The organism is Micromonospora sp. NPDC000316, assembly GCF_042898885.1.
GTDB lineage: Bacteria > Actinomycetota > Actinomycetes > Mycobacteriales > Micromonosporaceae > Micromonospora.
In genome coordinates, this window is record NZ_JBIAZG010000010.1 from 144,137 (window position 1) to 164,857 (window position 20,721).

Annotated in this window: 22 protein-coding genes; 11 read left to right on the forward strand and 11 right to left on the reverse strand. The window is 73.1% G+C overall.

The features are described 5' to 3' along the window. Positions 1-26 precede the first annotated feature (26 nt). A complete protein-coding gene (locus ACFY2Q_RS20370) occupies positions 27-1,355 on the reverse strand; it encodes a M20/M25/M40 family metallo-hydrolase (RefSeq protein ID WP_387132410.1) in 1,329 nt (442 codons plus the stop codon). A 209-nt stretch (positions 1,356-1,564) separates the two neighbouring features. Here ACFY2Q_RS20370 and ACFY2Q_RS20375 point away from each other — a divergent pair, with 209 nt between their 5' ends. The 3 genes from ACFY2Q_RS20375 to ACFY2Q_RS20385 all read left to right on the forward strand — a co-directional run bounded on the left by ACFY2Q_RS20375 (position 1,565) and on the right by ACFY2Q_RS20385 (position 3,544). Then, positions 1,565-2,173: a hemerythrin domain-containing protein gene (locus ACFY2Q_RS20375; RefSeq protein WP_387132411.1), complete on the forward strand. Its 609-nt coding sequence runs from the start codon at positions 1,565-1,567 to the stop codon at positions 2,171-2,173. A gap of 85 nt (positions 2,174-2,258) precedes the next feature. Beyond that, positions 2,259-3,230, forward strand: coding sequence for a LysR family transcriptional regulator (locus ACFY2Q_RS20380; RefSeq protein ID WP_387132413.1), 972 nt, complete (start codon positions 2,259-2,261; stop codon positions 3,228-3,230). Positions 3,231-3,298: 68 nt separating this feature from the next. Beyond that, complete coding sequence (locus ACFY2Q_RS20385; protein ID WP_387132415.1) at positions 3,299-3,544, forward strand: hypothetical protein; 246 nt, start codon at positions 3,299-3,301, stop codon at positions 3,542-3,544. 56 nt (positions 3,545-3,600) lie between these two features. Here the strand turns inward: ACFY2Q_RS20385 and ACFY2Q_RS20390 are convergent, their stop codons facing one another. From ACFY2Q_RS20390 to ACFY2Q_RS20400, 3 genes are read right to left on the reverse strand one after another with little or no spacing between them, the layout of a single operon-like run. Further along, positions 3,601-3,951, reverse strand: coding sequence for a DUF3140 domain-containing protein (locus tag ACFY2Q_RS20390; protein WP_387132417.1), 351 nt, complete (start codon positions 3,949-3,951; stop codon positions 3,601-3,603). Next, a complete protein-coding gene (locus ACFY2Q_RS20395) occupies positions 3,951-4,154 on the reverse strand; it encodes a hypothetical protein (RefSeq protein WP_387132419.1) in 204 nt (67 codons plus the stop codon). Before ACFY2Q_RS20395 ends, ACFY2Q_RS20390 begins: the two co-directional genes overlap by 1 nt. Then, positions 4,151-6,706: an ATP-dependent Clp protease ATP-binding subunit gene (locus tag ACFY2Q_RS20400; RefSeq protein ID WP_387132420.1), complete on the reverse strand. Its 2,556-nt coding sequence runs from the start codon at positions 6,704-6,706 to the stop codon at positions 4,151-4,153. The genes ACFY2Q_RS20395 and ACFY2Q_RS20400 overlap by 4 nt, the downstream gene beginning before the upstream one ends. 140 nt (positions 6,707-6,846) lie before the next feature. Here ACFY2Q_RS20400 and ACFY2Q_RS20405 point away from each other — a divergent pair, with 140 nt between their 5' ends. The 7 genes from ACFY2Q_RS20405 to ACFY2Q_RS20435 all read left to right on the forward strand — a co-directional run bounded on the left by ACFY2Q_RS20405 (position 6,847) and on the right by ACFY2Q_RS20435 (position 15,285). Then, the gene (locus ACFY2Q_RS20405) at positions 6,847-7,239 is read left to right on the forward strand and encodes a hypothetical protein (RefSeq protein ID WP_387132422.1); all 393 of its coding nucleotides are present in this window, start codon (positions 6,847-6,849) and stop codon (positions 7,237-7,239) included. Positions 7,240-7,391: 152 nt separating this feature from the next. Then, a complete protein-coding gene (locus ACFY2Q_RS20410) occupies positions 7,392-7,652 on the forward strand; it encodes a hypothetical protein (protein ID WP_130400840.1) in 261 nt (86 codons plus the stop codon). Positions 7,653-7,658: 6 nt separating this feature from the next. Continuing rightward, complete coding sequence (locus tag ACFY2Q_RS20415; protein ID WP_387132424.1) at positions 7,659-8,771, forward strand: hypothetical protein; 1,113 nt, start codon at positions 7,659-7,661, stop codon at positions 8,769-8,771. After that, the gene (locus ACFY2Q_RS20420) at positions 8,764-11,439 is read left to right on the forward strand and encodes an FtsK/SpoIIIE domain-containing protein (RefSeq protein WP_387132426.1); all 2,676 of its coding nucleotides are present in this window, start codon (positions 8,764-8,766) and stop codon (positions 11,437-11,439) included. The genes ACFY2Q_RS20415 and ACFY2Q_RS20420 overlap by 8 nt, the downstream gene beginning before the upstream one ends. Continuing rightward, positions 11,436-12,098, forward strand: a complete 663-nt coding sequence (locus ACFY2Q_RS20425; protein ID WP_387132427.1) for a hypothetical protein — start codon at positions 11,436-11,438, stop codon at positions 12,096-12,098. The genes ACFY2Q_RS20420 and ACFY2Q_RS20425 overlap by 4 nt, the downstream gene beginning before the upstream one ends. A gap of 94 nt (positions 12,099-12,192) precedes the next feature. Beyond that, positions 12,193-14,727 (forward strand): CHAT domain-containing protein, encoded by a 2,535-nt coding sequence (locus ACFY2Q_RS20430; RefSeq protein ID WP_387132428.1) that lies wholly within the window; start codon positions 12,193-12,195, stop codon positions 14,725-14,727. 48 nt (positions 14,728-14,775) lie between these two features. Beyond that, positions 14,776-15,285 (forward strand): trypco2 family protein, encoded by a 510-nt coding sequence (locus ACFY2Q_RS20435; RefSeq protein WP_387132430.1) that lies wholly within the window; start codon positions 14,776-14,778, stop codon positions 15,283-15,285. A 12-nt stretch (positions 15,286-15,297) separates the two neighbouring features. Here ACFY2Q_RS20435 and ACFY2Q_RS20440 read toward each other — a convergent pair whose 3' ends face one another. Together ACFY2Q_RS20440 and ACFY2Q_RS20445 are read right to left on the reverse strand one after the other, a co-directional pair. Beyond that, complete coding sequence (locus tag ACFY2Q_RS20440) at positions 15,298-16,572, reverse strand: cupin domain-containing protein (protein ID WP_387132431.1); 1,275 nt, start codon at positions 16,570-16,572, stop codon at positions 15,298-15,300. 5 nt (positions 16,573-16,577) lie between these two features. Next, a complete protein-coding gene (locus ACFY2Q_RS20445; protein WP_355607822.1) occupies positions 16,578-16,883 on the reverse strand; it encodes a hypothetical protein in 306 nt (101 codons plus the stop codon). Between the two features lie 157 nt (positions 16,884-17,040). Between ACFY2Q_RS20445 and ACFY2Q_RS20450 the strand changes: the two genes are divergently transcribed. Beyond that, positions 17,041-17,808, forward strand: a complete 768-nt coding sequence (locus ACFY2Q_RS20450; RefSeq protein ID WP_387132433.1) for a DUF72 domain-containing protein — start codon at positions 17,041-17,043, stop codon at positions 17,806-17,808. A 43-nt stretch (positions 17,809-17,851) separates the two neighbouring features. Here ACFY2Q_RS20450 and ACFY2Q_RS20455 read toward each other — a convergent pair whose 3' ends face one another. The 5 genes from ACFY2Q_RS20455 to ACFY2Q_RS20475 form a co-directional block, all read right to left on the reverse strand. After that, entirely contained in the window at positions 17,852-18,280 is a 429-nt protein-coding gene (locus tag ACFY2Q_RS20455; RefSeq protein WP_387132435.1) for a DUF2267 domain-containing protein, read from the reverse strand. Continuing rightward, on the reverse strand, positions 18,273-18,458 hold the full coding sequence (locus ACFY2Q_RS20460; protein WP_387132436.1) for a hypothetical protein: 186 nt from the start codon (positions 18,456-18,458) through the stop codon (positions 18,273-18,275). The genes ACFY2Q_RS20455 and ACFY2Q_RS20460 overlap by 8 nt, the downstream gene beginning before the upstream one ends. Before the next feature lie 115 nt (positions 18,459-18,573). Next, positions 18,574-19,446, reverse strand: a complete 873-nt coding sequence (locus tag ACFY2Q_RS20465; protein WP_387132438.1) for a DUF72 domain-containing protein — start codon at positions 19,444-19,446, stop codon at positions 18,574-18,576. A gap of 48 nt (positions 19,447-19,494) precedes the next feature. Next, positions 19,495-19,893 (reverse strand): TraR/DksA family transcriptional regulator, encoded by a 399-nt coding sequence (locus ACFY2Q_RS20470; protein WP_387132439.1) that lies wholly within the window; start codon positions 19,891-19,893, stop codon positions 19,495-19,497. A 165-nt stretch (positions 19,894-20,058) separates the two neighbouring features. After that, positions 20,059-20,706, reverse strand: a complete 648-nt coding sequence (locus ACFY2Q_RS20475) for a uridine kinase (RefSeq protein WP_387132440.1) — start codon at positions 20,704-20,706, stop codon at positions 20,059-20,061. Positions 20,707-20,721 lie beyond the last annotated feature (15 nt).

Below are 20,721 nucleotides of genomic sequence, written 5' to 3' on the forward strand. Positions count from 1 at the left end.
GCGCCGGGTGCGGTTACCGGACACGGCTAGCAAGTGCGCAGGAACCGGTCGAGAACCCGCACGCCGAACTGTAGTCCGTCGACCGGAACGCGCTCGTCGATGCCATGGAACAACGCGGAGAAGTTGAGGTCGGCGGGCAGCCGCAGCGGGGCGAACCCGAAGCAGCGGATGCCGAGATGGGCGAACGCCTTGGCGTCGGTGCCGCCGGAGAGCATGTACGGCACCGGTCGGGCGCCCGGGTCCTCGGCGCGCAGCGCCGCCGACATGGCCTCGACCAGATCGCCGTCGAAGGTGGTCTCCAACGCCGGCTGCCGCTGGATGTACTCGATGGCGATGTCCGGGCCGACCAGCTCGCGCAACTGCCGCTCCAGCAGCTCGGACTGGCCCGGCAGGCTGCGGCAGTCGATGGTGGCGGTGGCCCGGCCGGGGATCACGTTGTCCTTGTAGCCGGCGTCCAGACGCGTCGGGTTCGCCGTGTTGCGGATGGTCGCGCCGATGATGTTGGCGATCGGGCCGAGCTTGGCGATTGCCGTCTCCGGGTCCTCCGGGTCCAGCTCGATGCCGAGCAGGTCGGAGACCTCCTCCAGGAACGCCCGCACGGTGTCGGTGACCACCACCGGGAAGCGGTGCCGGCCGATCCGGGCCACCGCCTCGGCCAGCGCGGTGACCGCGTTGTCGTCGTGCATCATCGAGCCGTGCCCGGGGCGACCCTTGGCGTGCAGCCGCAGCCAGTCGATGCCCTTCTCGGCGGTCTCGATGAGATAGAGCCGCTGGCTGTCGTTCACCGAGTAGGAGAAGCCGCCGACCTCGCCGATCGCCTCCGTGCAGCCGTCGAAGAGGTCCCGGTGGTTGTCCACCAGGAAGCGTGCGCCGTAGTCGCTGCCCGCCTCCTCGTCGGCGGTGTACGCGAGCACGATGTCGCGCGGGGGACGTACGCCGGTGCGCTGCCAGTGCCGCACCACGGCGAGCACCATCGCGTCGAAGTCCTTCATGTCGATGGCGCCCCGGCCCCACAGGTAGCCGTCGCGCACCTCGCCGGAGAACGGGTGCACCGACCACTCGTCGGCGTCGGCGGGCACCACGTCGAGGTGGCCGTGCACAAGCAGCGCGCCCCGGCTCGGGTCGGTGCCGGGGATGCGGGCCACGACGTTCGACCGGCCCGGCGCGGACTCGTGCAAGACCGCCTCGACGCCCACCTCGGCGAGCTTCTCCGCCACGTACTCGGCCGCGAGGCGCTCGCCGACGCTTGTGTCGTTGTCCCCCGTGTTCGTGGTGTCGATGCGCAGCAGGTCGCGGCAGAGGTCCACGACCTCTGCGGTGGGGTCCGGTCGTGCGGAGGCGGCGTCGCTCGTCATCGCCCCTTCATACCAGCCCGGGGCCGTCGGCGGGTCGGCACACTGGCGCGGTGTGGCGCGGGATCCGGGCCGGTGCGGGACGCGCCGTGGTCGGACATTCAGGCCGGCGGATCCGTGCGACGGTTTCGCGGCACCCGCTTACGGGTACCGCCGCCCACGACCGCACGTCCCCCTGTCGGAGCTTCCGCCCGCCAGTCGAGGAGGGCACCATGTCCGCCGTCCCGCTACCATCGCTGCCGCCCGCGCCCGCCCCCGACGAGGGTTACCGGCCTGGTGGCCGCAGCATCGCCGACATCGTGGACCACGAGCACCGGCAACTGCTGGCGCTGCTGGACCAGCTGACCGGTCCGGGTGCCGCGCCGCGGGACGGGCTGGTCGTGCTCACCGCCGCCCTGTCGCGGCACCTGTCGGCCGAGGAGCAGTACCTGCTTCCGGCGGTGCGGGCGGCGCTGCCGGCGCGGGCCGAGCTTGTGGACGCGGAGATCGACGGCGACGCCGGGCTGCTGGCCGCCCTCAAGGGTGTGACCGACGAGACGCTTACCGATGTCGCCGCGCGGGTCCGCCGGCACGTCGACGGGGTGGGCGCACTCGTCACCGAGCTGCGCGCGGTGGCCACCCCGGAGGAGCTGATCCGGCTGGGTAACCGGCTGGAGATCGCCGAGGAGGCGGCACCGACCCGGCCGCACCCGGGCACCCCCGCCACGCCGCCGTGGAACCGGATCGTCGAGCCGGCGGTGGGCGTGGTGGACAAGGTCCGCGACGCGGTGACCCGCCGACCGACGTACCTGGCGGACCTGCCGGAGCCGCCGCGCGACTGAGACGCGCCGACGACGCCAGTGCATTCAATCTCACCGATTCGCTCCGGCTCTTCCGCAGGCTGCGGCGTGGTCCTACCGTCACCCTATGAACCTGGAGCTACGCCATCTGCGGGTGGTCTGCGCGATCGCGGAGACCGGGAGCGTGACCAAGGCGGCGTCGGCGCTGGGGCTCGCCCAACCAGCGCTCACCGCCCAGCTCCAGCGGATCGAACGGACACTTGGCGGTCCGTTGTTCGACAGGGACCGGCGCGGCGCCCGGCCCACGGCGCTCGGTGAGCTGGTGCTCGCCCGTGCCCGGGTGCTGCTGCCGGCCATGAAGGGCCTACAGGACGAGGCGGCCCGCCTGGCCGGTGCCGGTGACGCGCCGCGCGGCTACCGCCTCGGCGGGGTGAACAGCCCGATCCTGGGCCGGTTGGTGCACCGGCTGGCCGCCGAGCAGCCGCCGGCCCAAGTCACCACGTACGCCTCCTGGTCGGTGGACGAGCTGGCGCAGTTGGTGGCCGGCGGGCGGTTGGACTTCGCGCTGGCCGGCGTGTGCGGTGACGCCACGCCGTCGGCCGAGTTCGGGTTGAGCTGGCGGGAGGTGGCCGTCGACCCGGTGTTGGTGCTGCTGCCCGAGACCCACCCGCTCGCCGAGCGCGACGAGGTGCGCCTGGCGGACCTGCGCCACGAGCAGTGGGTGGCCGCGCCCGGCGACGGCTGCTTCAGCGACTGCTTCGCGACCGCCTGCGCCCGCGCCGGCTTCACCCCCCGCAAGGTGTACGAGACCGACATCCGGGGCTGCGTCGACCTGGTCGACGCCGGCGTGGCGGTGGCTCTGTGCCAGGCGACGTTCCGTCCGGTGGCCGGCCTGGTGACCCGACGGCTGGCCGGGGTCCCCCTGCGGTGGCGGCTGCTGCTGGGATGGCACCCCGACTCGCTCGCCGCACGCGACGCCGAGTTGCTGTTGGCGACTGCCAAGGCGGCGTACACCGACTCGCTGGCGCCGCACCCCACCTACCTGGACTGGCTGCTGCGCAATCCCGGGTTCGGTGTCCGACAGCCCAGCGGGGTCTGATTCCGACCGGCCGGGTACTCGCTGGCCGGCGGCGGTGCGAACCGCCGCCGTCCGGGTATCTGGCGGACATGACCGATCTCTACCCGCCCGCCGACGACCGGGAACTGCTCCGCCAGGCCGCCGCCGCGCACACCGCCGCCACCCGGGCGGTGGAGGCGTTCCTGCGCCGGCTGCCGGAGGTGCCCGACCCCGCCGACATCACCGAGTATGCCAACCTGCTCACCAGGGAGGACCAGACCCGCGGCGACCGGGACGCCGCCGCCGACGCGGCAGGCCTGACCATCGGCAGCCTGGAGCCCGACCAGGGCCAGTAGCGTCACGCGCGACGGTGCCGTCCCCGCTCGGGACGGCACCGTCGCGCATGGCACGCTCAGCGTTCGACGAGCGGGTCGTGACCCAGGTCGAGCAGCGAGTGCCGCCAGGTGTCGTCGGCGTTGCCGCGGGGCGGCTTGGCGTCCATCAGCTCGCGGATCCGCTCGACCGCCTCCCGCATCACCTCGATGTCGTCCGGCGTGAGGTCGACCTTGCGCTTGTTGAGCACCTTGAGGATCTCCCGGCCGGGCTGGGGCAGGTCGAGGTCCGGATTCGACCCGAACGCCTCCTCGCCGGACCCCCGGGTCAGAAGCCAACTGCGCAGCTTCTCCGACGGGACGTTGACCTCGGCGTGGAAGTCCTCCCAGAGCACCTCCACCTCGGGGTCGAGCCGAGTCTCTCGTACCATCAGGTCTCCTCTCCGGGCGGCGGCCCGGACGTCTCCGGGTCGTCCTGGTCGGTCTTCGGATGCAGGCCCTCCGGCGGCACCCGCGTCCGGCGGGGGTTCGCGGTCGGCGACGCCGGGATCGGGTCGGGATGCTCGTCGTCGTCCGGAGGCTCCGTGGGCGTGTGCGGCTCCTCGGGCTGCGGTCGTCGTTCCGCCGGGCTCATCGTGGATGCGAGGTCGTGGCGGCGGTGTAGCCCCGCTCCCCCGCGCTGACGTCGAAGGTGAGCTGCCCGTCGCGGGCATCCACGACGACCTTCTGCCCGGGTGAGATCGCCGACTCCAGCAGCATCCGGGACAGGTGGTTGTCGACCTCCCGCTGGATCACCCGGCGCAGCGGACGGGCACCGAACTCCGGCTGGTAGCCGTGCTCGGCGAGCCAGTCGATGCCGGCCGTGGCGAACTCCACCTGGATGTCCTGGGCGTGCAGCCGGCGGCGGGTGTCCTCCAGCAGCAGCGCGGTGATGTCGCGCAACTGCTCGGCCTCCAGCCGGCGGAAGATGATGATCTCGTCGATGCGGTTGAGGAACTCCGGCCGGAAGTTCTCCTGAAGGCGGCGCATCAGCCGCTCCCGCAGCTCGTCGTTCTCCTGCTCGCTGCCGGGCGCGCCGGTGCCGAAGCCGACACTGCGCTGACTGCCCGTGATCAGCTCGGAGCCGAGGTTGCTCGTCATGATCAGTACGGTGTTCTTGAAGTTCACCGTCCGGCCCTGACTGTCGGTCAGCCGCCCGTCGTCGAGCACCTGGAGCAGGATGTTGAAGACGTCCGGGTGCGCCTTCTCGATCTCGTCGAGCAGCACCACCGCGTACGGTCGGCGACGTACCGCCTCGGTGAGCTGGCCGGCCTCCTCGTAGCCGACGTACCCGGGTGGGGCGCCGACGAGCCGGCTGACGGTGTGCCGCTCCTGGAACTCGCTCATGTCCACCCGGACCATCCGGTCCGCCTCACCGAACAGCGCCTCGGCCAGCGCGCGGGCCAGCTCCGTCTTGCCGACGCCGGTGGGGCCGAGGAACAGGAAACTGCCCATCGGCCGGTTCGGGTCGGCAAGCCCGGCGCGGGAGCGACGCACCGCCTCGGCGACGGCGGTGACCGCGTCGTCCTGGCCGACCACCTTCTCGTGCAGGTGCCCCTCCAGGCGCAGTAGCCGATCCCGCTCCTCCTCGGTGAGCTGGCTGACCGGGATGCCGGTGGCCCGGGAGACCACCTCGGCAATCTCCTGCGGCCCCACCTCGGGCACCTGCGACGAGGTGCCGTCGTCGCCGTTGGCGCGGCTCATCTCCTGCTCCAGCTCGGCGATCCTGTCGCGCAACGCCGAGGCCCGCTCGTACTGCTCGTCGGTGACGGCCTGTTCCTTGTCCCGGCGCACCTCGTCGAGTTCCCGTTCCAGCTCCCGCACGTCCGAGGCGGGGGTACGGGTGCGCAGCCGGACCCGGGCGCCGGACTGGTCGATCAGGTCGATGGCCTTGTCCGGCAGGAACCGGTCGGTGACGTACCTGTCGGAGAGCTCGGCGGCGGCGACGAGCGCCTCGTCGGTGAACCGCACCTGGTGGTGCGCCTCGTACCTGTCGCGCAGGCCGCGCAGGATGGCGATGGTGTCGTCCACGCCCGGCTCGGGCACCAGCACCGGCTGGAAGCGGCGGGCCAGCGCGGCGTCCTTCTCGATGCTCTTGCGGTACTCGTCGAGTGTGGTCGCGCCGATCACCCGCAGCTCGCCTCGGGCCAGCGCGGGCTTGAGCATGTTCGACGCGTCCATCCCGCCCTCGCTGCCGGCGCCGCCGGCCCCGACCAGGGTGTGGATCTCGTCCAGGAAGACGATCAGCTCGTCGCGGTGCGCCCGGATCTCGTCGATCACCTTCTTGAGCCGCTCCTCGAAGTCGCCCCGGTAGCGGGTGCCGGCGACCAGGCCGGCCAGGTCGAGCTGGACCACCCGCTTGCCGAGCAGGGTCTGCGGCACGTCGCCGTCGCAGATCCGCTCGGCCAGGCCCTCGACGATCGCGGTCTTACCGACACCTGCCTCGCCGATCAGGACGGGGTTGTTCTTGGTACGCCGGGACAGGATCTCCACGGCCTGCTCGATCTCGTCGGCCCGCCCGATCACCGGGTCGATCTGGTCGGCGCGGGCCAGGTCGGTGAGGTCCTGCCCGTACTGGTCCAGGGTGGGCGTGCCGCGATCCGGCTTCGGGCCGTTCATCGGCCCGCGCTCGGCGTTGGCGGCCTGCAACGACTCGGGCTGGATCCGACCGGCGGCGAGCATCCGCCCGGCTGGTGACTCCGGGTTGAGCGGCAGCGCCATCAGGATGTGCTCGGGGCCGATGTAGTTGGCGCCCATCGCCCGGGACAACTGGTGGGCGTCGAGCAGCGCCCGCTTGGCGGCTGGCGTCAACGACAGGTTGGGCGGCACCTCCCCGCGCGGCGCGCCGTCGCCCTTGCCACCGAGCGCGTTGAGCAGGGTGTCCGGGTCGGCGCCGGCCCGGCTCACCAGGTCACGCAGGGGTTCGCGTTGCAGCGCCGCCCAGAGCAGGTGATCGGTGTCCAGGTCGTTGCTCTGCCGTTGCGCGGCCCGCCGGGCCGCGTCGGCAAGCATCTCCCGCGCGTCGGCGGTCATCAGTCGGGTGATGTCGACCCGGTGCGGTGGCCGTCGTCCTCCCTCACCCCGGCCGAAATATCGGGCCAGGAATTCGTCCCACGGGTCGGAGCCAGCGTCACCGGGTCCCATCATGTCTGTCCTCCGCAGTCGGGCGCGGCATGGTCGGCAGGGGCTACCCGGCACCCGGCCCGACAAACACCCCGGAGTAGTGGCGCGGCGGCGTTCTGGAGTGGCGTCGGCCCGACACCGGCCGGTGGTGGCAGGCTTGCGGCATGAATGAGAACCCGCTACTGATCGTGGACGGCGCCAATGTGGTGGGCTCCCGGCCGAACGGGTGGTGGCGGGACAGGGCCGGGGCCGCCGCCCGGCTGCGGGACTCCCTCGCGCCGGTGGCCGCGACAGGCCTGCCCGCCCGGCTGACGGCACCCGTCGAGGTCGTGCTCGTGGTCGAGGGCGCGGCGCGGGACGTGCCCGGCATCGACGACGTCCGGGTGGTCTCCGCCCCCGGTTCGGGCGACGACGCGGTGGTCGAGTTGGTGCAGGCCGCGCCGCAGCGCCGACGGCTTGTGGTCACCGCCGATCGGGAGCTACGCGAGCGTGTCACGGCGCTGGGCGCCGAGGTGTACGGCCCGCGCTGGCTCCGCGACGCCCCCGCCAACACTTGAGAAGTTCTCGCACTGGGACTCCCACAGAACGGACTCCCGGCACTTCAGGGCGGCAACCGGACAGCCGGGCAGGAACACCACCAGGGCGGAGGTTTTCCCACGATCGCCGATAGGCTCTAATGGAGATCTCCCCGCCCCCAGGAGGTTCCACCGTGGCGAGCGTCGCCGAGCTGAAGGCTGCCATCGATGTCGCCCTCCAACAGATCGGTGACGGGCAGACAGCCGTGCAGGCCGCCGGCGAGAAACTGTCCGAGGCCCAGCAGACCCTCGCCGGCGCGCTGGAGGGCAGTGGGCACGAGACGGTGGAGGCGGCACAGGCGTCGCTGACCCAGGCCAGCCAGGAGCTGGAGGAGTGTCTCGCCGCGACACTTGTCGCGGTGGAGCAGGCGCAGCTCTACGTCGCCACCCTGTAGGCCGCCATGTCCATCATCGAGGACGTCGGTGGGCAGGTCCGCGCCGCCAGCGAGGAGTTCCCGATGGGGCTGCTCGGGCAGGCGCTGGAGAAGTTCGGCCTGGCCGCCGAGCGGTTGCGCTGGGTGCGGCAGGAGTCGGCAAACCCGATGGGAGTGCCCGAGCTGTCCGCAGCCACCGAGCACGCCGAGAGCGCCAACTACGCGCTGCGGGTGGCGCAGGAGCAGCTCTCGGCGTACCTGGCGGCGATCGGGCTGGCCGGCGACGGCGCGCCACCACCCCGCCCGGAGCAGCGTGCGACACGACACGACACGCCGCCGGAGGCCGGGCCGACCACTGTCGCGCCGGAGACTGCCGAGCAGGTTCGGATGCGCCGCTGGTGGTCGGTGCGGGTGACGGAGCTGACCGGCGGGCGAGACGGCGGCGCCGACGAACCCGACGAACGACTGGACGACACCCACGAGTTGCTGCGTCGGGTGGTGCGCGGGGTCCGCGCCGGGGACCGGGACCGGCTGCGCACCGAACTGCGCCGAGCGCAAGCCGACGTCGGCCTGGGGATGGCCGCGCTGGCCCCGCCGCTGCTGCGCGAGCTGGCCGGCGAGTTGCTGGGGCATCCGCCACGCGCCGCCGACCTCGCGCGGCTGCGCGGTGAGCTGGACGGACGGGTTCGCGACCTGCTTCCCGGGCTGCCATCGCCGGTGCTGGAGACGCTGCTGTCCCGGGTGTGCCGGATGCCTCCACCGCGGTCGTCCGGGGAGCCTCCGCACGCCGCCGACTCCGCGGTGACCGCCGGCGTGGCAGCCGGGCTGCTGCTTGCCCGGCTGGGCCGCGACCTGCCCTCCGGCCCGACACCGGCCACCGCCGACCCGCAGCGCGCCGCCACTGGCCCGCCGCCCTCTGCCGCAGGCAATCAGGCCGCCGCCGTTCCGCGGCCGGCTGGTGGCCACCGTCCGGGCGCGGAACGGCAGGGTCCGGGCGCTGTGCGGCAGGGTCCGGGCGCTGTGCGGCAGGGTCCGGATGCCTCCGGTGGCAGCGGTGGCCGCCAGCACGCCACCGGGATGCCGCCGCGTGCCGGCAGCCCCTGGCGGGACGCGCCGGCCCGCCGGGGCTCCGATGGCTGACCGGCGCAGCCAGCTCGCCGCACGGGTCCGGGACACGCTCGCCGAGGCGCTCGGTGCCACCCGTACCCGGCTGTCCGCCGCGCAGGCCGACCTGACCGCCGGCCGGGAGCGGTTGGTCCGGGTCCGCCGGGCGGCCGCGGCCGTGCCGGAGCGGGTGGGCGGTCAGCGGGACCGCCGCCTCGCCGAGATCGACACCCGGTATGCCTCCCGGATCGCCGAGTTGGCCCGCCATGCCGCCGACGCCGCCCGACGGGAGGCTCCGGGCTGCGCGGGTGCCGACTGGCCGGGCTGGCGACCCACGCCCGCCCGGCGGGCCGAGCCGCCCGGTTCGCTGCGGGTCGGCACCGTCCCGATCGACGAGGTCGACCCGGTGCCCGCGCTGGTGCCGCTGCTCGACGCCGGGCACGTGCACCTCGCCGGGGACGACCGCGCCGGCTGCGACGCTGTCGTGTCCGCGCTGCTGCTGCGGGCCGCCGGCCGCGCCGAGCCGGGGGCGGTCCGACTGATCGGGTACGACCCGGAGCACCTCGGCGGTGGCCTGGCCGGGTTCGCGCCCCTGGGCACCGCGGGGCTGCTCACATTCGTCGGCCCCGGCGGGCTGGGATCGCTGCTGGACGACCTGGTCGAGCAGATCCGCCGGATCAACGAGACGGTGCTGGCCGGTGAGCACGGCTCACTGCGGGAGTTGGCCGCCGCGACCGGCCGCCGTCCCGAGCCGTGGCGGGTGGCGGTGCTGCTCGGCGGCGACGAGCTCAACCGGCACGAGCGCGGGCAACTCGACAGGGTGGTCCGCACCGGGGCCGCCTGCGGGGTGCACCTCGTGGTCCGGGGCGTACCGCTGCCGGACGACCCGACGGTGACCCGGGTGGTGGCCGACACGTCGGGCACCCGGATCGGCGGCCCGTCCGGCCTGCCGGTGCGGCTGGACCCGCCGCCGCCGGCCGCGCTTGTCACGGAGACCTGCCGGGCGATCGCCGCCCAGGTGAACGCCGGGCCGCCGCCGGCCCCGTTCGACGACCTGCTGCCGCCGCCGGAGCTGATGTGGCGGGAGGATTCGGCCGGCGGCCTGACCGCACCGATCGGTGAGGGACCGCAGGGCCGGGCGGTCCGGCTGACCCTTGGTGACTATCCGCCGCACGCCCTCATCGGTGGGCCGTCCGGCACCGGCAAGACCAACCTGATCTTCGCGTGGATCGGCGCCCTCGCCGCCCGCTACTCCCCCGCCGAGCTGGAGTTCTATCTGCTGGACTTCAAGGAGGGGGTGTCCTTCGCCCGGTTCGCGCAGGGCCGGCGGGACCCGAGCTGGCTGCCGCACATGCGGCTGGTCGGGATCAACGTCAACACCGACCGGGAGTTCGGGCTGGCGCTGCTGCGCTTCCTCACCGAGGAGCTGCGCCGACGCGCCGACGCGGCCAAGAAGCACGAGGTCACCAAGCTGGCCGAGCTGCGTGCGGTCGACCCGACGGGGCACTGGCCCCGGATCGTCGCGGTGGTCGACGAGTTCCAGATGCTGCTGGCCGGCCGGGACGTGGTCGCCCGGGAGGCGGCCGACCTGCTGGAGGACCTGGCCCGGCGGGGCCGCTCGCAGGGCATCCACCTGGTGCTCGCCTCGCAGGACGTACGGGGCATCGAGGCGCTGTGGGGTCGCCCGGCGCTTGTCGCCCAGTTCGCGCTGCGCATCGCGCTGCCCAAGGCGTTGCGGATCCTCGCCGAACGCAACGACGCGGCGCAGTCGCTGCCGCGCTGGCACGCAGTGGTCAACGCCGAGTCGGGCATGGTGGAGGGCAACGAGGTCGCCCGGATCCCGGCGGCGAGCGACTGGGAGACGTGGAGCACCCTGCAGCACCGTCTGTGGCGGATGCGCCCGGCTGACGCGGCGCCGGCCCGGCTCTTCGACGGCGACGCGATCCCCCGGCTGACCGACGCCCCGGACTTCCGGGCGTTCACGGTGCCACCGGACGGGCGTTCGCCCCGCAACCCGGTGGCCCTGCTCGGCGAGATCATCGACGTGCAGGCCCGCTCGGCGGCGCTGCGGCTGCCGCGCGCCCCGGGCCGCAACCTCGCGGTGCTGGGCACGCGTGTGGACGAGGCGTGCGCGGTGCTGGACGCGGCGGCCCGGTCACTGGCCCGTCAGCACCCGCCCGGCACCGCCCGGTTCTCCATCGCCTGCCTCGACCCGGACGCCGACGCCGTCGCCCGCGCGCTCTACGACGACCTGGCCGACGACGCCGCCTGGTACGACGAGGAGACCGTCGGCGAGTTGATGGCCGAGACGGCCGACGGGCTCACCGGCCCCGGCAGCCCGCACTACCTGCTGCTGTTCGCCGTCGACGCGGCCGCCGGGGCGCTTGCGACGCGGGCCGCTCGGCGTACCGGCCTGGAGCATCTGCGCCGGATCCTGCACGACGGGCCGGAGCGGCGGACCCACGTGCTGGCCTGGTGGCGGGGGGTGGCGCGAATGCGCGCCGACCTCGGCGGTCCGGGGGCCCGTACCGACCAGATCGGCGCCTGGGTGGCGCTCGACGCGCACGGCGACGAACTGGGATCGTCGCTCTATCCGGGCACCGGTGGCCCGGACTGGTATCCCCGCCCGTGGCGCGGGCTCTTCTTCGACCGGGCGGTGCACCGCACCGGCCAGGTGATCATCCCTTATGGTCCGTCGCGATGAACCAACCGGTGACAAGTGAGACGTACGCGGCGCAGTTGCGTCGGCTGGCCGAGCTGACCGCGCGGGTACGCGAACAGCGCGCCGAGGCGCACACCTGGTACGAGCGGCAGTGCGCGGCTGCCGAACGCGCCGTCGCCGACGCCGCCGAGCAGGTGCGCCGCGCCGAGGAGGAGTTGGTCGCCGCCCGCGAGGAGCAGGAACGCGTCGACGCCGAGGTGGCGCACCTGTGGCAGCAGGTGCGGGTCCGGCTGGGCGCTCGCCGGCTCGCCGGGCCAACCGCGCCGGCGGCCGGCAGCGGGGCCACCGACCCGGTGCTGCTGCTCGGCCGAGCACGCGACCTGCTCAACCGGGCGGGGCAGCCGGGCGAGCTGCCGGGCTCGGCTAACCCGCTGCTGGCGCTGTGCGGTGTGGCCGGCGCCGTGCTGGCGTACGCGCTGGGTGTCGGCGCGCGGGCGCTCGGCGTCGGGTACGGCGGTGATCTGGCGGTCGGAATGCCGGTGTTGGCGCTTGTGGTGACCCTGTGCGGGCCGCTTGTCGGCCTGGTGCCGGCGCGGGTGTTGGCCGATCGCCGGCACGCGGTGCTCGGGCCCCGCCCGATCATCGTGGTGCTCGGCGCTGGCCTGCTCACCACCGCGTTGCTGCTGGTGCTGGGCAGCTGACGACGATCCAGGCCGAGGTCGTCCACATCGGGGTGTCGAATAGCCGACCCGAGCGAAGGCCAGCCGGGGCCGGAACTTCGATACGGTACGCGCGATGGTCAGCTTCTTCCTCAGCTGTCACCGCGACGACGACAGCTTCGTGGCGCGGTTGATCGACGACGCGCTGACCGCCCGATTCGGCAGCGCCAGCGTCTTTCGCCCCGAGGCCGGGGCCGAGGCCGGCGTCGGCGTCGACGCCGGCCGCTTGCGCCGCCTGGCGAAGTCCACAGCGATGATCGTCGTGATCGGATCGCGGTGGCGTGCCAGCCTGGACGGGCCGACGGATGGTCCCTCGGACGCCGTCGGCCAGGAGGTGGAGACCGCCTTCGCGCTGGACGTTCCGGTCATTGGCGTGCTGGTGGACGACGCGGAGCAGCCGACCCAGGCAGACCTACCCTCCGCCCTGCGGCCACTCGGCGACGCGAGGTTCTGGCGGGTCCGCCTGCCGAGCGCCTATTCGGACAACCGTCGGTTCGTCGACGACCTCGCCACCATCGTCGAGACGGACACCGCCGCCGCCGGACGGTCGGTGCCGGTGCTGCTCGACGAGGCGCCGGTGCGGCTGGTGATGCCGCCGCCCGCACCCGGGGCGGCAGTCGTCTACTCGACCCGTACGGGCGATCTGGAGGTCGCCGAGGCTGCCAGGCCGTGGCTGTGGTCACCCGGCGACGTCGCCAGGTATTCGACGCGGTACGAGGTGGACACCGATGAACACCGCGTCGTTCTCCACGTCCCGCTGCCGTCGAGGGACTTCGGGCGCCACTTCCGGGCGTCGATCGCCGCCGTGTTCCGGGTGATCGACCCGGCGCAGGTCGTCCGGCGTGCGGTGTCGGACGCGGTACCCCCGGTCCGCGCCTTCCTGCTGGACACCTGCCGACCGATCACCTGGGAGTTCGGCGTCAGCGAGATCGGCGACGCCGCAGCCGCCGTCCGGGAACTGCTCGACTCCGACCTGCTCGCACCTGGCGGAATCACCCTCCGATCGGCGCACACGGAGTTGGAGCCCGGCACCGGGGACACGGACAGGTGGTCCCGGTTGGAGCGAGCGAGTGTGGGCGCGTTCAGCCGGAGGGTGCATCGCTATCGCGGACCGGGAGCCGGCCGGAGGCCCTCGACGGGCGCCCGGCCACGACCTGGGTCGGGTGTGGGCGTTCGGCCGCAGCCCACGCGGCTGCTTGTGGCACGCGCACCCAGCCAGGTGCCGATGGGCCAGGACCTGAGCGTCGACGTCCGGCTCGTCACCAAGGGCCGCAGCGTGCACCCGGACGCCGTGACCGCCCCGCTGACGAACCTCGTCGTCGCGGACGCCGGCACCCCTGTCACCGTGACAGTGCACGCGCCCGCCGGCTTGCACGCCGAGGGGCCGCTGCAACAGACCGTCCTGGTGCGGCCGGGTGAGGACCCGGCGCCGATCCGGTTCGGCTTCGGCGCGCGTACCCCGGGGTTGCATCGCATCGACGTGACGGCCTGGGCTGGCGGCACCTTCCTCGGTGAGGTGTCCGTCGAGGTCTCGGTCGCGGCCGGCGGGCCGTTCCGGGACGGGCGACCGAGACGGGGGTCGTTGGCCGCCGCCCGTGCGCGGCCGGGCGAGGTCACCATGGAGGTACGGTTCGACGGCACCCGGTACACGTTCCAGCTGCGGTCCGACGCGGGAGCGCTGTTCGCGCCGGTCGTCGAGTCGGTCAGCAACACGCCGAACGCGGCTGTGGAGAACGCCATCCGGGAGTTGCAGCAGCTGGCCAGGGGCGGCTCCCGCTACAGCGCGACGATGACGCGTGAGGTCATCCGGTCCGCCGGCATCCAGCTGTGGTCGGAGTTGGTGCCCGGTGACATCCAGGACCAGTTCTGGCAGGTCGGCGGCAGCATGAGCGCCTTCACGATCGCCACCGACTATGACGTGGTGCCGTGGGAGCTGCTCTATCCGCTCAGCGCCCAACGGGACGCCGGCTTCCTCGTCGAGCAGGTCCCTGTGGTGCGCCGCACCTATGGGCAGCACGCCACCTCGACGATCGGCCTGGGCAACCCGCGTTTCGTGGTGCCGGCGAAGGCGCCCACCGGGGCGCACGAGGAGGTCGCCGCCATCCGGGCGATCCTCGGTGCGGCCGACGGCGACCTGATCACCAGGGCGGACGAGCTGCTCGGCCTGATCAACTCCGGCTCGCTGGGTGCGACCCATTTCGCCTGCCACAACACGTTCTCGGCGGACGGCTCGTTCATCGACCTGGACGGCGGGCCGTTCCGGCCGGCCCTGCTGGCCGAGGCGAGCATCCGCAAACCGCTGCGGGGCGCCGTTCCGCTCGTCTTCATCAACGCGTGCCGCAGTGCGGGCGTGGCACCGACGTACACCCGGATGCTCGGTTGGGCGCAGCAGTTCATGGCCTCCGGTGCCGGCGCGTTCGTCGGCACGCTCTGGGCGGTGCGTTCGGAGAGCTCGGCCCGCTTCGCGACCGCGTTCTACAGGTCCCTCGCCGAGGGCGCCACGCTCGGCGCGGCGGCCCTCGCCGCACGGACCGAGCAGCAGGACGACCCCCTCGACCCGACGTGGCTGGCCTACGCCGTCTACGGCGACCCGTTCGCCACCGCCGCCTGACCGGGCCGGCGGGTCCCCTCGCGCGAGAGAGCAGGTGCGGCATTGGACGTGATCGACCACAGCGTGCCCGTCGAGGAACTGGTGTCGGCGGTGAAGACCGCGGTGAAACAGGCGGGCATCTCCACCACCGACGCGGACCGGGACCTGCGGGTCGCGTCGGTCCAGCTGGTCCTGAGCGCTGTCGCCACCACGAAGCTGGGCGGTGGCCTGGACTTCCGCGTGCCCGTCATCGGCTGGAAGGTCAAGGTCGGCGGCAGCCACTCCCGGCAGCGGACCCACACGATCGACATCACACTCGTCGCCGAGGACCTCCACGGCCGTCACGAACTGCGCGACACCACGGTCGAAGAGACCCTCGTCGAGGCCATCACCACGGTCCGCGCAGCGGTCACCGCCGGCACCGGCGGTGACGATCCGCTGGTGCTCAGCGCCGGCACTGTCGAGCTGGTTTTCGGTGTGACCGACCAGGGCACGATCTCACTCGGCGTGGAGGGCGAGCTGACCGACGAGGTCACCAACACGCTCCGGATCGCCCTCGTCGCGGCGGCCGCCCCCTGAGCATTCCGGCGCTCAGGCAGGGACCAGGACGGCCTCGCGGAGCAGTCGGCGGGCCAGGGTGAGCCGATCGGCGTCGTCGGGCAGCCCCGGCAGGTCACCCACCCGGGTGACAGTCGCGGTGAGCAGGGCCCGGACCGCCGGCTCGCAGTCGACGGGCAGCGTGATCGTGCGGTCGAACAGGCGCAGCGCCACAGTGTCCTGCCCGTGCGGCACGAGCTGCCAGCGCAGACCCGGACGCGGGGCGAGCCGGGAGTCGGCGTCCAGCGCGTCCAGCGCGGCGGCCTGGGCGAGCGGGCGGATCGGCGCCGGTCGGGCGGCCGGCCAGGCGCGTTGGCGAAGTCGCGCCGCGACGGCCCCGGGGTCGGCGCGCAGCAGCCAGTCGCGCAGCGCCTCCACCGTCTCGGTCAGCTCCGGCTCAATGGCGTCCGGATCGGCGACGTCGGTGCCGAAGGGCAGACTGGCCCGCAGCCGCTGATCCTCGGCGGCCAACGCGAGCAGCTCCTCGACAAGTGCGTAACGCGTGAGCGCTCGGACGCCGACGGTCAGGTGCAGCGAGCTGGCCTCCTGCGCCTGGGCGCTGTGCAGCCACCCGCGCGGCAGATAGAGGGCGTCGCCGGGGGCGAGCACCACGTCCAGCGCGGCATCACCCTGCGCGGTGGCGCCGACCTCGTCGGCACGGCCACCCCAGGGCTGCTTCTCCAGCGGGTCCGGCAGCACCGGCGGGTGGATCCGCCAGTGCTTGCGGCCGTCGACCTGGAGGACGAACACGTCGTGCGTGTCGTAGTGGGTGGCGAAGCCCTGACTGCCCGCCGGGGTCAGGTAGGCGTTGATCTGTAGTGGCTGGTTCAGCGCGAGGCCCAGGTCACGGGCGAAGTCGACAAGCGGCGGCCAGATCCGGTGCAGACCCTGCAACACGAGGGTGGCACCCGAGGCGTACTGCTCCAGGACCCGCTCGTCGAGCACCTGGTCACCGATCTCGGCCCCGGCGCCACCGCCGCCGGTGAAGCGCGCCGCCGGCACGATCTGGCCGTCCTTGGCGACGCGCAGGAATGGGGTACGCAGACCGCGCCGACTGAGCAGCTCGTCGGCGTCAGCGGGGCTGAGCAGGTCCGTGAAGCCGGCCGGGTCGGGCAGCTCGGCGGCACGGGACAGCAGCGGGGTGTGGCCCCAGTGGGCGGCGGCGAACTTTGCCGGCTCCACCGAGACGCAGCGGGCCAGCGCGGCGGCGGCGCTGACGGACGGAACCGCCGGGCGACTGTGGCCGCCCGGCGGGTCGAGGTGTGTCACGACGGTTACCGGGCGCTGCCGTCGGCGCCACCGTCCTGCTGGCCGGGGGTCGCGCCACCGTCGGCCGGGCCCTCGGCGCTGCCGTCCGCGCCACCGTCGTGCTGACCGGGCGTCGCACCACCGTCAGCGGGGCCCTCCGCACTGCCGTCGGCACCACCGTCGTGCTGACCGGGCGTCGCACCACCGTCAGCGGGGCCCTCCGCACTGCCGTCGGCACCACCGTCGTGCTGACCGGGCGTCGCCCCGCCATCGGCCGGGCCCTCCAGGCCGCCGCCGCCGGTGGTCTGCATGTCGTCATCGTTGAGTGCCATGGGAACTCCCTCGGATGTGCCGCCCCGCCATGCGCCGGGGTTCGTCGTGCAGCGGGTGGTACCCCACACGCGATCTTCTCTAACCCACACCGTAGACGCCGAACCGGCACGACACGGGCGGTTCACCGACGGTGGGCCCGGGTGCCAGGATGGTGTGGTGATCCTGGTGGGCACCTCCGGTTGGCAGTACCGGGACTGGCGGGGCCGCTTCTACCCGCAGCAACTGCCCCAGCGGCTGTGGCTGGAGCACTTCGCGGCCGGCTTCGCCACCGTCGAGGTCAACAACGCCTTCTACCGGCTGCCGGAGCGGGAGACGTTCGCGGCGTGGCGGGCGCGGACCTCGTCGGACTTCTGTGTGGCAGTGAAGATGAGCCGCTACCTCACCCACATCAAACGGCTTCGGGAGCCGGCGGAGCCGGTGGCCCGCTTCCTCGGCCGGGCCAGTGCGCTCGGCGACCGGCTCGGCCCGGTGCTGCTGCAACTGCCACCGAACCTGCGGGCCGACGTCGAGGCGCTCGACGCGACGCTGCGGCTGTTTCCCGCCGAGGTACGGGTGGCCGTCGAGCCACGACACCCGTCCTGGTGGACCGACGCCACCCGGGCGGTGCTGGAGCGCCGGCGCGCGGCGCTGGTCTGGGCGGACCGGCTGGGTCGCCCGGTGGCCCCGCTGTGGCGTACGACGGACTTCGCCTACCTGCGGCTGCACGAGGGGCGGGCCCGTCCGTGGCCCCGCTACGGCCGCGCGGCGCTCGGCTCGTGGGTGCGCCGACTCACCGACGCGTTCGGCCCGGACGAGCCGGCGTACGTCTATTTCAACAACGACCCCGGCGGCGCGGCCATCGTGGACGCGATCGCCTTCGCCGCGATCGCCCGCAAGGCCGGCCACCCGGTGTCCCGGGTGCCGCCGCGCGCCACCGACGACTGAGCCCGCCCGACAGCTCGTCGGGCGGGCGTCCGGCCGCAGCGTGTCACGGCAGCATCATCGCCAGGTCCTTCGGCATGGTGTCCTTCACGTCCTGCCACTCGCCCTGGGTGACGTGCCGGCGCAGGGTGTCCAGCACCACCTGCGTCACCCGCTCGGCGCCGCCCTCCGCGTCGTACGGGAAGCCCTGGCGGACCTCGTAGAGGAAGTCGTCCCGGTTGAGCTTGATCGGGACGTCCGAGGGGTTCCAGCCGTCGAAGTAGATCCCTCGCACGAGCACCGGCAACTGTTGGGCGAACTCGACGCTCTCGTTCACCGGCAGCCGGTCACGCAGCAGGTGCAGCACCGTGCGCAGCGCCGCGTACGACTGGTTGCGCCGATCCTTGGGCCACCCGTAGGCGGCCTCGATGTCCTTGAGGATCAGGTTCGTCTTGTCCAGCGAGGACTCGAATGCCGAGATCATCGGGTCAGCCATCGGTCGTCCCCCGTTCCGTGATGTCCCACCGTCGGTCGTCGGCGCGGCGCGGCGGCCCCGCCGGGCCACGGCGGGCCCGTACCGGGCTGCCCTGCGGGGCGCGCCGGGGTTTGTCGGCCGCGCCGACCACGCGTAGGACGGCGCCACGCCGTCGATCGCTCACCACTCGAACCGTCATCGGTGTCACCTCCGTGTCGTCCGGCGTCGGCCGCCACCGGCGACCCCACGCACGCGTCCACCATGCCGGTGAAGCGGGTGAGCCGGCCCCACCCTGATCGGGTGAGGTGGCGTCCTCACGCCTTCTCGAGGAGCCCGACGAGGGTCTTCGCGTTGGTCTGCGCGTAGTCCCGATAACAGTTGTTCATGAGCACGTGGGTCTGCCCGGCCTCGTCTGCCAGCTCGCGCAGCTTCGGCGCCCAGTCGGCCAGCTCCCGTTTCGAGTAGTGGTAGCCGAACTTCTCGTGGATGTCCTTGCTTGTCCACTTGTCGCTGTGGCCGTGGAACCGCATCACCGCGAGGTCACCGGTCGCGGCCAGCACCGGGGGCACCGACGAGCGGTGGCCCTGCGGCATGTCCACGCACACGTACGCCAGTCGGTGCTCGCGCAGGAAGGTAAGCGTCTCGTCGGCGTTGTCGCCGTCGAACCAGGAGGCGTGCCGGAACTCGTAGACCGGTCGCAGCGGCGCGCAGCGCTTCGCCACCTCCAGCAGGTACTGCTTGTTGGCCCGCTTGATGGTGAACCACGGCGGGAACTGGAACAGCAACGCGCCCAGCTTGCCCGCCTCGACAAGCGGGTCCAGCGCGGACAGGAAGCGCGTCCACACCTCCTCGTACGACTGCGCCGGCAGGTCGTCGGGGTAGACGTTCTTCTTGTCGGTGTCCGGCCGCAGGTCCTTGTAGAGCGCGTTGACCCGGGTGGGGTGCCCGGTCAGCAGGCTGAACGCCTTGATGTTGAACGTGAAGCCGGCCGGGGTGCGCTCGGCCCACAGCCGCGCGGTCGCCTCGGCGGGCGGCGAGTAGTAGGTGGCGTCCACTTCGACGAGCGGGAACTGCCGCGCGTAGTAGACAAGCCGCTTCTCCGGGGTGTCCGCGGTCTGTGGATACCAGCCGGAGTCCAACAGGGTGCGGTCGGTCCAGGACGCGGTGCCCACGAGGATGTCACCCATGGGTTGAGTCCACCGCGTCGCGGACCGACCGGCAACCGCTGGCGTAGCTCAGGCCGCCCTCCGCTCACGGGTCTGCTTGCAGGTCACGCACGTGGTGGCGGACGGGAAGATCTCCAGCCGTTCCACAGGGATCGCCGCCGAGCAGCCCTCACACCAGCCGTACGTGCCCTCGGCGAGTCGGCCGAGCGCGTGCTCGTACTGGGCACGTCGGTCCAGGATGGTCCGCAGCAGGGACTGGGCGGTGTCCCGCTCGGCCGTCTTGGTGCCGCTGTCAGCGTGGTCGTCGCCAGCGGTGTCACCGACCTCCACCAAGCGCAGCACCTGGCTCTGGAGCACTGCCTGCTCGTACTCCGCGGTCAGCTCGTCGTGGCGTGCCTGCAGGGAGAGCCGGATCTGGTCGATCTCCGTCTGGGAACGGCCCGTACCGACCGTGTCGTGGACGAGCATCGCTGCCTGCCTTTCCTGGGCCTGGTGGCTCAAGGTGAACCGGGTGCCGGCGGCGTCGGGCCCCGGTCACTGTCGCATCGGGTACGCGGGCGGTCACCCGCGCTCTGTGAGCCGGGCGAGTACCCGCCGGATGCGTCGCGCAAACCGGCGAAGTTCTCGCCCGGTTCAGGCCCCGGTGCCGGGTTCCACGAGGGCGGGGTGCCGGGGGTCGTCCGCCCGTACCACCACGTCGGCGAAGCTGGCCGGTACGACCTCCTCGGCGTACCTGTCGAAGGCCGGCAGGGTCCACTCCTGCGTCTGCTCGGTGCGTCGCCGCAGCGCCGCCGGGGACAGCTGAAGGTGAACTGTCACGTCGAAGGGCAAACCACCGCCGAGCAGCAGCGCGCCGCTGACCAGGACCACGCCGCCCGGCGGCAGGTCGACGTAGCGGGCGCGGCTGGCCCGGTCGGCGTCGGCGTCCCACAGCGACGGGAGCAGCCGACCGTCACCCCCGGGGCCGGCCGGGTCGAGCACCTCACGGCGCAGCCCCGCCTCGTCGACCCAGCCCTCGTAGTAGGCGTCCGGGTTGGTCCGGCCGAGTTCGAATCGCAGCGAGGCGGGCCGGAGGAAGTCGGTGGCGCGGACGCGCAGCACCGGGCGCCCCCGGGCGCGCAGCGGGTCCACGAGAGCGGCGGCCAGCTCGTCCGGGCCGGCGGCGGGTGCGCCGTCGACAGCCACACGCAGCCGGGCGGGCTCGACGGCTGTCGCGGCGTCGGCGAGGCGGTCGGTCAGCTCGGTGACGAGCAGGTCGGGCGTGATGGGGCGGATGCGCACCGGACCATCCTGCCC